The 13,703-nt window shown below is 42.6% G+C and carries 9 protein-coding genes; 4 read left to right on the top strand and 5 right to left on the bottom strand.

Going from position 1 to position 13,703, the window contains the following annotated elements:
* Positions 1-4: 4 nt before the first annotated feature.
* Positions 5-4,906, bottom strand: coding sequence for a cytidyltransferase (locus tag KHM83_RS03300; RefSeq protein WP_213235484.1), 4,902 nt, complete (start codon positions 4,904-4,906; stop codon positions 5-7).
* 119 nt (positions 4,907-5,025) lie between these two features.
* Between KHM83_RS03300 and KHM83_RS03305 the strand changes: the two genes are divergently transcribed.
* Positions 5,026-5,625, top strand: a complete 600-nt coding sequence (locus KHM83_RS03305; protein ID WP_213235485.1) for a hypothetical protein — start codon at positions 5,026-5,028, stop codon at positions 5,623-5,625.
* Positions 5,626-5,759: 134 nt separating this feature from the next.
* Here KHM83_RS03305 and KHM83_RS03310 read toward each other — a convergent pair whose 3' ends face one another.
* Genes KHM83_RS03310 through KHM83_RS03325 form a run of 4 tightly spaced genes read right to left on the bottom strand, consistent with a single transcriptional unit; the run spans position 5,760 to position 10,957 of the window.
* Positions 5,760-6,983: an efflux RND transporter periplasmic adaptor subunit gene (locus KHM83_RS03310; protein WP_213235486.1), complete on the bottom strand. Its 1,224-nt coding sequence runs from the start codon at positions 6,981-6,983 to the stop codon at positions 5,760-5,762.
* Positions 6,984-6,995: 12 nt separating this feature from the next.
* Positions 6,996-9,353 (bottom strand): FtsX-like permease family protein, encoded by a 2,358-nt coding sequence (locus tag KHM83_RS03315; protein ID WP_213235487.1) that lies wholly within the window; start codon positions 9,351-9,353, stop codon positions 6,996-6,998.
* Positions 9,350-10,054, bottom strand: a complete 705-nt coding sequence (locus KHM83_RS03320; protein ID WP_213235488.1) for an ABC transporter ATP-binding protein — start codon at positions 10,052-10,054, stop codon at positions 9,350-9,352. The genes KHM83_RS03315 and KHM83_RS03320 overlap by 4 nt, the downstream gene beginning before the upstream one ends.
* Before the next feature lie 30 nt (positions 10,055-10,084).
* Positions 10,085-10,957: a YihY/virulence factor BrkB family protein gene (locus KHM83_RS03325; RefSeq protein WP_213235489.1), complete on the bottom strand. Its 873-nt coding sequence runs from the start codon at positions 10,955-10,957 to the stop codon at positions 10,085-10,087.
* A 196-nt stretch (positions 10,958-11,153) separates the two neighbouring features.
* Between KHM83_RS03325 and hflK the strand changes: the two genes are divergently transcribed.
* The 3 genes from hflK (at position 11,154) to KHM83_RS03340 (ending at position 13,703) form a co-directional block, all read left to right on the top strand.
* On the top strand, positions 11,154-12,089 hold the full coding sequence (gene hflK / locus KHM83_RS03330; RefSeq protein ID WP_213235490.1) for an FtsH protease activity modulator HflK: 936 nt from the start codon (positions 11,154-11,156) through the stop codon (positions 12,087-12,089).
* Positions 12,090-13,145 (top strand): protease modulator HflC, encoded by a 1,056-nt coding sequence (gene hflC / locus KHM83_RS03335; RefSeq protein WP_213235491.1) that lies wholly within the window; start codon positions 12,090-12,092, stop codon positions 13,143-13,145. It abuts the gene before it with no gap.
* 183 nt (positions 13,146-13,328) lie between these two features.
* A complete protein-coding gene (locus KHM83_RS03340; RefSeq protein WP_213235492.1) occupies positions 13,329-13,703 on the top strand; it encodes a GntR family transcriptional regulator in 375 nt (124 codons plus the stop codon).

A 13,703-nucleotide genomic window follows, 5' to 3' on the forward strand; every position in this document is an offset into this window, starting at 1 on the left:
CCTCCTATTTTCCGATATAAAAGTTTTTGAGCTTTCGAAGCTGCTCCAAGTCGTCCTTGAGGTATTCCGATGGCTTGACATTATTGGCATAGATAATATGATTCCCCTTATCCGGATAACGCGGCGTATTGAGCACCTCACCCAATCGGTCGATGGTCAGCAGTCTGTCATTTTCATACTCGTAGCCAACTTCTACTGCCGTCATAATTTCAATGGCATTCATCAGCGCCACTTCCGAGAGATTATAAATCGCCTCCTTTGTCGTGCCGGCAATATAAGAAGCTGACGCGTACGGCAAAATCAAATTCACTGAATTGATCAGGTTGCTTTCGAGCATCTTTCCACGCCAGATGGCATCGCCATCAATGAACGGATAAAGTTTGCTCTCATAAAACCAAACTCTGATTTTAGGAATAAAGTATGCAGCATCGCAGTTCAATGACATTTCTTCGGCAATCTGCTTGCCGCTGCCCGACATGATGCCCACAATAAACTTTTGAATGTTCACGTCATTTGATCTAAAATGCGGCTCCAGTGCCTTAATGCGATAGCCTTTGTTTAAAAGGTCATCCACTAAAATAACCGGACGGTTAAACGATTTAATCATCTTAATCTGATTTTCAATGTCCAAGTAAAACGGATACTCCATGATATGGTGTTCTGAAAGGTCCGGCAGAAAGTATTTTTCCGCATGCAGTGCCTTGGTTACAGTATTCGGTAAAATCGACTGTCTAAAGACGGCCCCAAACGGCACGCACATGGCTTCTCCCAATCGCCTTGGCTCTTGTGGAATCGGTGAGACAGCATTTTCATCACACACTTTCTTAATCAGCGTTTCATAAATCATCGCCCGGTCAAAATTTAGCACCAGATTGCCGGGATAGAGTTCAGTAAACGCTTTTTGAAGCCGTGCACGCGTCCGGCTCATCGCTTGCTGCACCTCTGGAATATTGCGATAGGGTTCTTTAAACATTGAATGAATATCGAGGTTTACCGTACAAGGTGATGACATATTCACGGCAAAGACGCTTTCCCCCGTCTTTTGTGATGAAATATTAACGAATCCCTGGATCTGCAAAACATCTACAATTTCTTTTGCTACCTGCGGCTTTAATGATTCCTTGTAAATGCAATAGGTGTAGTCTTGAGCCAGTGCATGCGCCAGCGTTTCTGTTAGAACAATTTGTTCCAAATTGCGCACATCCGCCCCTTTTTTCTTAACGATACCATCAATCACCAGAATACGACCGACAGCATCATCACGGATATACTTGATAATGTGATTATCCTTGAACTCATTGTGAATGCCCGAAGCTCTCAGCCAGTGGCTAATCGCATAGGCAATGACTTCCTGACCCTTTTCGGCTCGTCTCAGCACAATGGCCCGAAAACCTTCCCGTTCGCTTAAATGCTGATATTTTATCAGTTGCTCACTTCCATTGTCGTTTGTCGTCTCACCAATTAAATCTTTTAGGAACGCCGGTGACATCTCATCATAAACTGCCAGATTAATCGCCTTGCTGGACATGACGCGCTTGTACATGGGTTCGCGCTGGTAAAGGCTTTTTTCATAAATGTAATTCTGCGCCAACGGTTCGATCAGTGATGAAATATCCCTTTTTTCATCAATGTAATCGCGAATGAGCGTTGAGCTGATACTTTCGTAAACCTTTGGCAGCGTAACAATTTGAGAACTTGGATGCAGTCGCTCTAAACGTTCTTTTAAGCGCTTTTTCGCCTCTTTCGCGTAGTGAATACCCCCGCGTTCGTAAATGAGATGCGGGATATCATTAATCGTTGTATGTTCTTCGTAGCCATAGGCAGACGCATAAATAATGACATCGCTTCCCACGACGAGAAAGACTTCCGATTCCGGGAAAAGCTCTTTCAACAGTGCAAGATCATGCGGATTGGCAATGTTGATTGAAATATCCCTTGGGAACGGAAAAACATCTATTTCACTGGCGACAGATTTCTTAATAATATTGCGTCGAATAAGATTTGGCTGTGTGTGCTTTGACCAAGAAAATTCGTCAACATAGAGCAGTACTTCAAAACCCTTGTCGCGAATATCTGTTGCTATTTGCTTGTGACTCAGTGTAAACGGATCAAATGCACCAGGGAAAAAAGCAATTTTATTGTGCGGCTTCAACGTCATTTTACCGTAAACATGCTGGTATTCATTGACAAAACGGTAAATATACTTGAGGCTCGCCGCGTTATTATAAAAAATAATATCTTGTTCTTCGTCGGTATTGACCATCAGTGACATAATTTTTTTAATCGTAACACGGTAGAGGTACTCTTTTTTACGGAGTGCCAGTACGGGATCGTTAAAAATAGATTTTGCAATGACGTTAAACGCCACTTGGTTCACAAATCCCGAAGGATGGACAAAACCCGTAAAGAGAATGCCGAACATCCTGAGCACACGATGATCATGCCCTTCTTCCGTCTCTTCAAAGGCGTATTTATAATCTGCATAGCGACTAATGGCATGGCCAATCGTCCGTTCTATCAGCGATATAAGTTTTTCATTGTTGGTGCTCATTTTCTTCTCAAAACTTTCGAGAATTTCATCCAGCTCTTTTGGTTTAATATGTAAAATGATCTTACCAAGATAGGGCGGGATGTATTTTGTAAATTCGTAGCTCTCCATTTCCAGTGCTCTCAGCAACTCAATGGTAATATCGTTTTTCTGTTCAAATGTCAAATGCGGTATCAATTCCAACAGCATCTTCCCCGCCGTATTGCGAACCGATTCGAGCGCACTGACCTTTAAGAGATTGCAGAGGTGCATCGCCATATAAAAATTGTTTTCATAATCGTATAACAGCGTATTGCGAATCAGCAGTTCAATCTGAAATCGTTTGGCAATATCTAAAGTTGCCGTTTTGAGATTGCTCAGAAAGATATTAGACGTCAGCTGTAAATCACTCATGCAGATTCCCTTGAGCACTTCAACAGTCTGTTCATCTGTCCTAAGCTGTTCAGCAAGTTTCAGCCTCGCATAATTATCAGCTGGATTATCGTAAATTGCCGGAATATTTTCAAAGACGCGCGTAATATGGCACTGGGCAATCAGCGTTTCCGAAGCATAAGGCAAAATCGTATAAATCAAATTATAAGCCCGTAAGCGCAACTTCATATCAGGATGATCCAAAAGACCGGATACAAAATTGAGTATTAGGAAGCGCTGTGCTTCATCAAATTCTTTAAACGGTAGAACGCGCGCTGCTTTGACGAGGTAAAACCGAATTTGTTCATCCTCGTTGTATGCCTCAAAATATGAGATAACAGTGGCGATGGCATCTTTGCGCTTTTCCAGTCCCTCAAGGGATTCAAAAAAGGTAAAGAGCATATCACGCAAACTGTAGCTGATGTATTTTTTGTGACGGTCAATAATTTTATTTTCTGGAAACAGAAAGCGTCTGACATAGGTATCAAACAATTTTAAGGCATCAAAATCCGTAGGCTTAATCATAACGCTTGGCGGCGTCTCCTTGCGAATTTCTTCATCGTAATGCGCAATAATGACACCGATGAGTTCCGCACACTGTTTGCGAATATCTTCTTCCGGCGAAACCAGTTTTTCATATAAAAAATTAATGACAATCTGCTTTTGTTTTTGCGTCATGTAATTAAAGTACTCTTCTAAAATACCAATATATGCCCTGAGATTAGTCATATCACGGCTATTGCGCACCGGTTCCAGCATTTTGTTGAGTGACGTTTCATCTCTCAGTCGATGCAGCAGATTGATATTGTGTTCAATAGAGCTGTAGATAACGCTCTTCGTCACGGCAGCGCCCTGCAGCAATGCGAAATATTTTCGGTTTGGCCTGATTTGAGGATTGAGCGCCATAAACATCTCGCGTGAAATATCGACGCCTAGATCAATTAAATAATCTTCAAAATCCTTTAAGTAACGGTAAACACGCCTGTAGCGATCTTCTTTCGCTGCGTCGACGTTGTCGAGCTTCTCTAGAATAACATCGAAGGAAGCCTGTAAATCGTAGATTTTCATAACGCTCTTATTATCAACCTTCGCCGCTTTCACGCGAAAATCACTGTAAATGAGAATAAGCGATTCAATCGGCAGCGCCTCAAGCTCCAAATCCCATGTGGAGTGGTTGATCGCCACATTCCGAATATAGACAATATCGTGTTTTTCAAACCACTCACCTGTATAGAAATAATGATAGTAGGCAACGCGCTTCATTTCGTCTGCTTTACAGCCGAATTTACCGATATCATGACCTGCTGCAGCGCCGGCAACCCTGCCAAGGTCAATGGGAAGTCCCGCATTTTTAAGCTGTCTCGCTACTTTCAGCGCCATAAAATGTACACCACAGATGTGGTCCAGCGTCGAATAGCCAATCACTTCTTGATTGAGCTTCATCATTTCATAAACAAACTCTTGATAAAACGCTTTTTTAAACTGCAGATACTCACGCGGATCTTCCAGCGCTTGCGTTTCCTCTTCCGTCAATAATGTCAGCGGATATTTGCTTTGCCATGTTGAATCTGTCCCGCGCTGCTGATACTGCGATGCAACGCGCAGAATACGCAGGTATATCTCAGCCACGGGCGTAAACGCCGGATCAAGTGTTATCGAAACGGCTTCAGGAAATGAATAACTTAAACTATGATAATAGAAATATTGCAGCCACGGCACTTTCGGCAATGATTTACAAAGCATTGGCACGAGCGGTTCCATCAACGCAAAAACATCTTTTGCGTGATAACGCTTCTCCCTGAGCATGTTATCGAGTCCCTTTTTAAAATGATTGCCCATGACATAGGCTTCGAGAACATCTTGATTAAGTGCCATTTTCTTGATGAAACTGCGGTTTAATATCTCATGTGTAATATCTTCAAAGAATTGCTGTCTTAATGTCTGCATACCTCACCTCTTGTCGCATGTCTTAATGTTATTATCACATATCCAAAAGTCGAATGCAATGCGGCGGCACTTAACTCAAAGTGCAATTGTGCCGATATAAATACAAAGGAGGTGTTACCATGAGCCCAAGCATCGAGCGCTATCAGCGAAAAAGCGCCGGTATTCAGCCGACGATACGCGTTAAGAAACCCATTTACGTTTCTGCCACAGCCCAAAAATCCGAATCGCATTTTTCACCGGACGAACATGCCGGCAATGAGCAGCGCGCCATGGATCATTTTTATGAACAAGTGCACAATCTCATGGCCTCCTACCTGCGTCTGGACGAAGCCGGCGAACGAAACACCTACTATAAGAACCATAAAGCAGAGGCACTGGCAGGCGGCAATGAACTCGTAAATGCCATCAATGACCTTTTAACCCGCGCTTCAGAATATGACCGACAGCACGACACGTATTATAATTTTCTCATCATGAGCCTCCTGCACGATAATACAGGCAGTCTCACTGCCATTGGTATTGAAATTAATCGTTATGAACGCGTTTACTTGCTCAAACACACTTTTTATAACGCCTTGACGACTCAACCTGATCTCTTTGAATTCCTGTTTAAACCCCATGACGGTCTCATTGATCGCTTAGATCAATTAAATCTTAAACTGCTTAAGACAAACGATTCATCAATGCGTTCCGGGCAAATCATTGATCTAAAAGGTTAATAGGCAATCAGTAAAAGTGCTGAACGGCCTTCCTTAAAAAACGAAAAACGCCGCAGGCATGTGCAGTGCAAGCGTCCATTCATTGGTGCTTGCCATATCACGTGCTTGTGGCGTTAATTGTTTCTCAGAATTTGTTAGTCGACGCGCTTACCATTCTCTAAACCTGCGATTTTATAATTCTTTATAATTTCATCGCCATCTGTGAGACCGCTAGTGACAACCATTTTTGAATCCGTTTCCATGCCGGTTTCTATCTTCGTCAGCACAGCTTTGCCCTCTACTTTTTTAAACACAAACGCATCATCACCTTCATAAAAGATAGAAGTCTTCGGGATCGCAATGGCATCCAGCTGAAATTCTGAAATAAATTTCACCTTGACGTCATAGCCAACTTTGACATCTTCAGCCAGTGTATCCGGGGAAATCAGCACTTTAACCCGTTTTTCTGCGAGTCCAAGCGCTGAAACTGTTTCTACGGCATTCGGTGCAACACTGTATATTTCACCTTTGTAATCAAAGTTTTCACCGTTGCGCTTGATGACGAGATCCACCGCATCGCCTTCTTTTAAGTTATAGGCATCTTCTGTCAATACATACGTTTCAATTTTATAGGCATCGGGATTGACAATTGATGCAAGCGGATAGGATGCAGTGACATAATCGCCAACGTGAATGTCAAAATTCGTCAGAAGCCCCTCGGCATTTGCCTGTACAGCCGTATAGCTCTTTTCCAGTTCCAGCGATGTCAATTGTGCCTCCAGCGTCGCAATGCCGCTGTTTGCGTTTAATATCTCTGAATACTGTGCCTGCAGTGATGCCAGCGCCGTGCTGTTTTGTTTTGTCGTCAGCTGCAAGCTGTCATAACGCTGTTTCGCATCTGTCAATGCCGTTTCGCTGATCGCACCCGCTGTGTACAGCGCCTGAGCCTGATCATACTGTGAACCCACATAAGCAGCTTCCTCTTTTAATTGATCGACAGCGATTTTTTGCTGGCTGATCTGATACTTTAGAGAAACCAAATTGAAGTCTTTATCTTCAGACATCGCTGAAATTTGGTGCGTCACTTGATCAATTCGGGACTGAATAGCGGTATCGTCAAGGATTAGAACTGTGTCACCCTCACGTACCAAATCCCCATTTTCAAAATTCGCGGCGGAGACCTGCGCCGTCGTCTTTGCAGAAAGCGTCACGGATTGATCAGAGACAATGGCGCCGTCTTCCTCAACATAATCGTAAATGTCCGCCTGCGTCGCCTTCAAAATATCAACTGTCAGAGGCTTCATCGCATAAGCGATTGCCACTGCGATGCAGATGACACCAAATACTGCAATAAGCCCTATTCTTACCTTTTTTTTCATACAACCCACTCCTTATTCCCGTTCTTTTAAGACTTCGACAATATCCAACCGCTTTATTTTCCGTTTGACATTCAATTGGGACAGCCATATAAAAAGTGCTGTTCCTAAGACCGATAAGACAAATGCAAAATTGCCAATTGACGACGGCATTGCGTAAATATCCGTCTGATATGCAGACGACATGCCCTGCATCATTAAAATCGCCGTTGGAATACCCAAGATAATCGCAACGAAACCCAAAATCCATTGCTCGAATGAAACGATTTGAAGCACTTCATCAATACTCATGCCCAGCACGCGAAGCGAGGCAAGTTCTCTTTGCCGCTCTGACAAGGAGATCACGCTGGAATTATAGACGATAGCAAAACCCACGACAATGGAAATCATCGCCATAATGTAGCTCATGTAACCGTAAGAATCCAACAAATCCCGGTATTTTTTCAGTGTTTGCGCTTCAACTTCTATAGTGCCGACATTTTCAGCATCTTCAAGCTCATGGCGGATGGCATCGGATTTTTCAGGGGAAACTTTGAGGTAAGCCGTCGTCGCCACATTCTCATATCCGGTTTTGGCTTCGAGATACTGCATATTGGCGTAACCGTTTGAGCCAATGTACTGCGGTATAATGCCAATGACTTCCATGGTAATGTAATCATCGACAAATGGCGTTTCAACCCTTAATATATCCCCAACGTCAACATCCATCTGAACCGCGAGGTTTTCTGAGAGATATAGACCGTCTTCCGAGAGATCTACCGTGCGCTGATCAGCATCCAGCACGCGATAGAGTTCAATATCATCGGAAAGTCCCATGATGATGGTGTTTTTTTCGTAGATGCCCTTTTTAATCTGAACAGGTACTTCAACCATGGTTTCCACATAGGAAACACCCTCCAAATTATACAAAAGCGACTGCGCTTCTTTTGCCGGGATCAATCCTTTAAAGGTCACTTTCATATCGTAGAGCTGTACTTTATCAAACTGGTCAAAAATCATCGTATCAATTAGCGTATCATAAGACCAGGCGACAACCATAATGCTAAAGGCAAATAGGAGTCCTAAGACAGTAAAAATGCTTCTTCCCTTACTTCGCACCAAATTGCGGACTGCCATTTTCCCCTGCATCGTAAGACTATTCCAAAATGGCTTAATCCCTTCGAGGACACTCCTTTTTGCAATTTTGGGTGCTTTGGGACTCATGGCCATGGATGGCGTCAGCCGCAATATTTTTTTCGTTCCTTGATACCCTGCAAATAAGCTAAAGACCACTGAGATCATCAGGCCATAAAACGTAAACTTATAGGTAAATGCGTTTTCAATATCCGGAAACGAGAAGAATTCTTTATAGGTTTCCGTATAAAATACCGAAAGCTGTGTGCCTAAAATACCTCCGGTGATGCCGCCGATGATGCCGATCACCAGCGCATAGGACAAATAATGCGCCTGAACTTCATAATTATGATATCCCAGTGCCTTTAGAATGCCAATTTGCCCGCGCTGTGTCTCCGTAAGACGTTTCAGCATAATATAGAGGATAAAGCTCGATATGCCGAGAAAGAGAAACGGCATACTTTTTGCCATGCTCTCAAGGCCTTTCAGTTCTTCTTTCAGAAAGGCATTACTGGACTGATGTTCCAAATCCGTCAGACTGATCAGCCCGTAGGATTTCAAATTGCTCTTGAGCTGTTCCCTAACATCATCGTAAACAGTGCCATCCTCAAATGTTAAATTAATATAATTGACTTCATTGGAGCGGCCAACGAGTTTTTCCATGACGGGTTTTGAAATATAGGCAATATCAAACGTCTTTGGGGAAGGCATAAAATCATAGCTGTTCCGTGTTACATAGACGTATTCTGGACTTAACACCCTGCCTGCAATGGTAAAAGTCGTCACTTTGCCATTGACGACTAAATCAATGGTATCGTCTATTTGGAGTCCATTTTCATCAAAAAATTTATCGCCAATCCAGATGAGCAAGCTGTTTTCATCCAATTCATAGCCTTCGCTAAGGTAGACGTCATTTATTCGCGCCGAATCATCAATGGCATAGGTATTCAGTCTCAAATACACATTTTCGTCACCTTCGAAATCAACCCGGACATCTTGTTTTAAAATACCCCTTGCCGATTTAATGCCCGGTATACTCTCTAGATCGTCTATGCGATTTAGCGGCATCGACTGCACATTGGCAAAGGCGTCGGCAATATTGTAATCCTCATAAAAGGTATCTCTTGCGTTGTTGAGATTCACCATGACGATAGACATTGCCGAGTACGTCATGAGCCCCATGCTCATCACGATGATACAGGCGAGATAAGCCAGTTTGTTTTCCAGCATATCCCGAAGCATTTTTCGCAGCAGTATCACCAGCTCACCTCCTCCGGTTCCAGAGGTTTTTCATTTTCCTGTATGCGTTCAATCCGACCGTCTTTTATATAAAAGACCCTGTCGCCAATCTTACCGATCCCAGCATTATGTGTAATGATAATCACCGTTTTTCGGTAAGTCTTATTAAATTTTTTAAGAAGATTCAGCACTGAAAGTCCCGTTGTAAAATCCAGCGCACCCGTTGGTTCATCACAGAGCAGTATATCAGGATTCTTGGCAATCGCTCGCGCAATGGCCACACGTTGCTGCTGCCCTCCGGAGAGTTGAGATGGAAAGTGATCAGCCCTATCCAAAAGGTCCACTTCTGCCAGTACTGTTTTGGCATCTAATGGATGGTCACTGAGCTCCGTCGAAAGCATAACATTTTCAAGCGTATTAAGATTCGGAATTAAATTGTAAAACTGAAAGACAAAACCGATAGCATTGCGTCGATACCATGTTAAGCGTCGTTCAGTTGCTTCATGGAGCGGTTCATCGCGATAGTAAATTTCACCTTCAGATGCCTTGTCCATGCCGCCGATCATATTGAGCATGGTACTCTTGCCGCTGCCGCTTGGTCCAAGTACGACGACAAATTCACCTTCGTAAATTTCAAAGGACACGTCGTTAAGCGCCTTGACCGTAATTTCACCCATTTGGTAATGCTTAGACAATTTGTTTGCTGTCAATACCGTTTGCATAATGCCCCCTATTGTTTTCAGGTGTTTTGTTCAACGCTTCTCTTTCTTCACCGCACTTTTGAAATACACGGGCGGTAACGATTGATATGCCCAAATCATCGCGTTAATTTCTGCACCTATCATTATAATAATACCCAAAACATACAACCATATCATAAAAACAATCACAACGGACAGCGACCCGTAGAGAACCGCATAACTTGTCAACCTTGTAACAATGGTTGAAAAAGCGATATTTTCCAATACCGTTCCCACGAGCGCGAAAATCGCACCGTAATAGGCATCCCTAAATCTTATTCGCTTATTCGGCAAGAAACTGTAAATCGAACCAAAGAGTAAAATATAGAGTGCCGCCAAAACGATCATACGCACCAATGACCACAATCCAATCAGTTCGATGTCTAATTTTATCGGTAAAATAGCCTGCAGCCATTCGACCACATGGTAACCGACATTTGGGATCAGGAGTGTTATAATAATCATCAGTGTCAATAAGAAGGTATAAAGCATGCCGGTAAGCCGCGTTACAATAAAACTGCGCGTCTCTTCAATTTCATAAACGGCATTCATTGCACGCTGTAATGCTGTAACGGCTCTAGACGCCGCATAAAGCGTACCAATTCCCGCAACGGAAAGTACGGCATTGCCATTGGCGTACTTCATTTGATTTACAAATCCCGTGAGAAATTCTTGAATTTCTTTGGGAATATTTAAAAAAATTTCATTTTGCTGTAATGAGATGACCACATCCAATCGCGCACCGACCATCAAGACAAAGATTAGCATCGGAAAAATAGAGAGCATGAAGAAATAGGCCATCTGTGCGCTAAATGCTGTAATGTGGTGGCGCTGATAACGCAACCTTAAATCTTGTATCCACAATAACCACTGTCTGGTCTTCATACTGCCTCCTATGATAATTGTACGCCGAAGGCGATGGCTCCGCAACGGCATCCGCCTTGATTTAATGCTTTCATAATACTTTTTTAAGCACTGATACAGCATTTGAAACTTTGATTTAATCTTTTGTTAAGTTGAAATTTACGTCTGAAACGCTTATGATAAAAGCATAGACAAGATCAATTTAGGAGGCAATTCTATGAAATTTGCAAAATTATTTGTCCTAGTCCCCATCGTTCTCGTTGTGGTGATTGGACTTTACAGCAGTTATTTCATGCTCGATAACGCCGAAGAAGCTGTTATTGAGCGGTTTGGCAAGCTGAATCAAGTTGAATCAGAAGCTGGACTGCACTTCAAAGTACCATTTATTGACCACGTCACTATCTTCAATACCAATGAAGTCATTTCACTACAATACGGTTACAGACCTGCGTCTGATCCGACTACAACTTCATATGCTACATATGACAATGTCGAAAGTGAAGCAATCGTCTTGACGAAGGGGTCTTATCTCGTCAATATCGGCGCCGTCATTCAATACCGCATCACGGACCCAGCGGCTTATTACTATAATGTCGATGACCAAGACGGCACCATTCGACTTGCATTTGAAAGTGTGCTGAGACGCAACATCCAAAATCAGGATCTCGACAGTGCCTTGATCAACAAAGACAGCATCGCACGAGAAATTTTACCGGACTTAACGCAAAAGCTCAATTCATACGATCTCGGTATTACCATTACAGAAGTAAAGCTTACCGATGTGCTCCTGCCGGACGATGTTCAGTATGCTTATGACGATGTCAATATCGCCAACAACGAAAAAGAATCGTATAAGAGCCAAGCAGAAAAATATTCAAATGAAATGCTCCCGAAAGCGCGTGCAGATGCTTACCAGCTCATTCAGGAAGCAGAAGCCTACAAAGCCGAAAAAGTCGCTCAGGCAAAAGGTGATGTCGAAAACTTCAATCAAGTATACGAAAAGTATAAAGTCTCTAAAGATATCACAAAGACAAGACTCTATATTGAAACCATGGAAAAAATCCTTGGCAAAGTTTCTGACAAATATATCGTCGACATTGACAGCGACAATATTCTGAAGTTTTTACCGCTTGAAACCAACGGAGGTCAATAGATGAATATCAATCAAGGTGAACCAAAACAAGATGCATCACAAGAATCATCCACAAACAGAACACGCCAAAGAAGCCGCAGAACAACGCGAAACTTCTCGCCCGGCGATTATCAAAAGAGTATCAAAAATGGACTCCGCGGCAGTATCGGTCTCATCATCGTTATTGCAATTCTCGTTGTCATCAGCAATTCAATTTTTATTGTCCGCGAGGATGAAGTCGCAACCGTACGTGAGTTTGGCGAAATTAAATCCATTATCGTGGATGCCACCAACTCGCAAGCACAAATTCAAAATGACTTAGACCCTCGCTTCAAAAATGTCAAAGTCATTACCCAGAAGGGGCTTCACTTTAAAACACCATTTATCACAACAGTGGATAAAGACACCAGCAAGCTCCTCACCTATATTTCAAATCCTGCAAAGATCAATACACAAGATAAAATCAAATACGAAATCAACATGTTTGCTCAGTGGGAAATTATTCATCCGGGTATATTCAGAACATCACTCGGCAGTATTACCAAAGCAAACTCAAAAATCGACGAAGTCGCCTATGCCGCTGTTATTGAAAAAATCAATAGTGTTTCCAGCACGCAGTTCTTAACCGATAAAGAAGTGCTCGCCGGCGTTTTAGATGACGCCATTGTTGAACTCAATGCAAATCTGGCAACCCAAGGGATCATGCTTCGCGATATTGAAATCTACCGTACGATTTTACCGGTATCCAATATTGAATCAACATATAAAAAGATGATTGCCGAACGTGAGGCGATTGCCCAACAAGCACGTTCCGAAGGGATGGAAATCTATCAGAACACGGTTGCTGATACAGACCGTCAAGTCGCTGAGATTAAAGCTTCTGCCATTGAAGAATCTGAAACGGTCAAAGGTGAAGCCGACGCAACCGCACTGGAAATTTATGCAAACGGTTTCAGTAAAGATCCGGAATTCTACGAATTCTGGCGTACACTCAAATCTTATGAATCGACCATTGATGAAGATACGACACTCTATCTAGATCGCAACAACGACTACCTGAAATATTTTTCTCATTAATCGTATTAATGTAATACAAATAAATACAAATTATGAAAAGGTCAACGGCACATGTGCCGTTGATCTTTTTTTAATTGCAAAACAGCGCTTGCCTACCCCTCTGCAATAAAAACCTATTGACAATATTGTTCATCAAGTGTATAGTGTGTATGCTGACACATCACACTAATAGGAGATGTTATCATGAAAATTATTATCACCAATCATTCTGATGTTCCTTTATATCAGCAGATTAAAGATCAGGTAAAAGAAGCAATCTTTAGAGGCGAGCTCGTCGAAGGCGATGCACTGCCATCTATAAGAGCATTTGCAAACGATTTAAAAGTGAGCGTCCTTACCATACGCCGTGTCTACGAAGACATGGAACAAGAAGGCTTTATCATCAGTCAAGTCGGCATCGGCACCTTCGTCTCAACCGGCAACCTAGATCTTTTAAGAGATTCGAAGCGCAGGCTGGTCGAAGAGCAAATGCAAACGATGATAAAAACGGCAAAATCACTGGATATATCAATAGATGAATTAAATGCCATGATGGCAATTTTATACGAGGAGGCATAG

Origin of the sequence: Fusibacter paucivorans, from assembly GCF_018390735.1 — a bacterium.
Classification (GTDB): domain Bacteria; phylum Bacillota; class Clostridia; order Peptostreptococcales; family Acidaminobacteraceae; genus Fusibacter; species Fusibacter paucivorans.

Coding starts and splice junctions, on each gene's coding strand:
- KHM83_RS03300 (WP_213235484.1), bottom strand. CDS start 4,906: ATGCAGACATTAAGACAGCAATTCTTTGAAGATATTACACATGAGATA.
- KHM83_RS03305 (WP_213235485.1), top strand. CDS start 5,026: ATGAGCCCAAGCATCGAGCGCTATCAGCGAAAAAGCGCCGGTATTCAG.
- KHM83_RS03310 (WP_213235486.1), bottom strand. CDS start 6,983: ATGAAAAAAAAGGTAAGAATAGGGCTTATTGCAGTATTTGGTGTCATC.
- KHM83_RS03320 (WP_213235488.1), bottom strand. CDS start 10,054: ATGCAAACGGTATTGACAGCAAACAAATTGTCTAAGCATTACCAAATG.
- KHM83_RS03325 (WP_213235489.1), bottom strand. CDS start 10,957: ATGAAGACCAGACAGTGGTTATTGTGGATACAAGATTTAAGGTTGCGT.
- hflK (WP_213235490.1), top strand. CDS start 11,154: ATGAAATTTGCAAAATTATTTGTCCTAGTCCCCATCGTTCTCGTTGTG.
- hflC (WP_213235491.1), top strand. CDS start 12,090: ATGAATATCAATCAAGGTGAACCAAAACAAGATGCATCACAAGAATCA.
- KHM83_RS03340 (WP_213235492.1), top strand. CDS start 13,329: ATGAAAATTATTATCACCAATCATTCTGATGTTCCTTTATATCAGCAG.